Genomic DNA, 1,726 nt, shown 5'->3' on the forward strand with positions numbered 1-1,726 from the left:
TGCCCCCGCCGGCCGGCGCGCCGCTACCCCAGCCGTTGCCCGGCGAGCTGGTGGCGCGGCTGCTCGCCCGCCCGGACGACTGGTTCGCCGCCGAGCGCGCGAACCTCGTCCTGCTGATCGGCCTGCTGCCCGCGCCGGAAGCGTTGCGGCTGCTGGACAAGCTGAGCGTGTACTTGTACCTGCACGGCCAATACGCGGAGATGCGCGCGGCGTACGAAACGGTGCTGGCCGCGGCGGACGACCCGGCGGTCACGCTGCTCGCCGAGGCGAACCTCGCGCTGCTGCGGCACGAACGCGGCCAGTACGAGGAGGCCGCGGCCGCGTACCGCCAGTGCGCGAAGGAGCTGGAAGCGCGTGGCGACCACCGCACCCACGCCTGGGTGACGGCCGGCTTGGCCCACTGCCTGATCGGGCTGGGCCAGGCCGAAGAAGCCTTGGAGACCGCGGCCCACGCCCGCGAACTGTTCGAAGTGGACGGTCACCCGGAGCCGATCCGCGTCCGCGCGGCGGAGTCGGCGGCCCTACTGCGGCTCGGCCGGGTGGCGGAAGCCCGCGACGTCGACCGCGTCGCCCTGACCGCGGCCCGCGAAACCGGCGACGCCCGCCAGATCGCCATCGCCCTGCACGGCTTCGCGTGGTCCTCCCTCCTGACCGGCGAAGACCGCCAGGCGGCAACGGCGATCGCGGAGTCGGTGGACCACCTCCGCCCGGCACCGGCCCGCTCGGAGCTGGCGAAGTCCCTGCGCACGTCGGGCGCGATCGCCGCGGCGACGGGCGACCGCGACAGCGCGATGGCGGCGTTCGGGGAAGCCCGCGAGCTGGCCCGCGAACTGGACGAGCGGCCACGGGAGCTGTCCTGCACCCGCGCACTGGCAGCGGGCTGGATCGGCGAAGGCCGTGCGGCACAGGCGATCCCGGTCCTGCGGCAGTGCTTGACGGAGTTCCGCGAGATGGGCGGCCGCTCCGCGACGGGTCTGACGTGGCTTGTGCTGGGCCGGGCGTACGAAGCGGTGGGCGATGCGGAGGGAGCGGCATCGGCGGCCGCGGAGGCGGCGCGCTACACCGACCCCCGCGACGCCAGCGCGGCGGCACTGAGACGAGCGTTGCTGGCGCTGACCGAGCGAGTTTGAGCCGACGGGCCCGCCAACACCGTGCGCCAGGTTCCCCGCCGACTTCCTGTCCGCTCGCCGACACCGCCTAGCCGGCGGTCGCTGGCAGCAGCGCCGCCGGATTCCCCTGCCAATCGGCGCTCACGCCGGGCCGCACCGCCAGGCTCCCCACCCAGCTGTGCTTCCTCGGCAGCGCTGCCGGGCTCCCTCGCCCAACCGACGCTCGCCCCAGCAACACCGCCGGGCCGCCACCCGGCCCGCGCCCGCTCGCCCCGGCAACACCGCCGGGCTCCCCCGCCAATCGGCGCTCACGCCAGGCCGCACCACCAGGCTCCCCACCCAGCTGTGTTCCCCCGGCAGCGCCGCCGGGCTCCCCCGGTCGGCAACGCTCGCCTCCAGCAACGCCGCCAGGCCGCCACTCGGCCCGCGCCGCTCGCCCCGGCAACACACCGCCGAACTCCCGCGCCCAACCGGTGCTCGCCCCCGCAACACCGCGGCGCTCTGACCGACCCATTTCGCCCCGGCCACACCGCCAGGCTCCCCGGCCAGCCGGCGCCCACTGGCCCAAGCCACACCGCCAAGCTCCCCCGCCCAGCCGGTGCTCGCCCCCCGGCAGC

The 1,726-nt window shown here is 76.0% G+C and carries 1 protein-coding gene; it reads left to right on the forward strand.

The genetic code is table 11. The annotated features are described in order from the left end of the window. Positions 1 to 1,130: tetratricopeptide repeat protein (locus tag G3I65_RS13425; protein ID WP_160696398.1), on the forward strand; the 1,130-nt coding region annotated here is incomplete at its 5' end. Between the last annotated feature and the right edge of the window lie 596 nt (positions 1,131 to 1,726).

It is taken from the genome of Amycolatopsis sp. SID8362, from assembly GCF_010550475.1.
In the GTDB taxonomy this organism is placed as follows: Bacteria; Actinomycetota; Actinomycetes; order Mycobacteriales; family Pseudonocardiaceae; genus Amycolatopsis; species Amycolatopsis eburnea.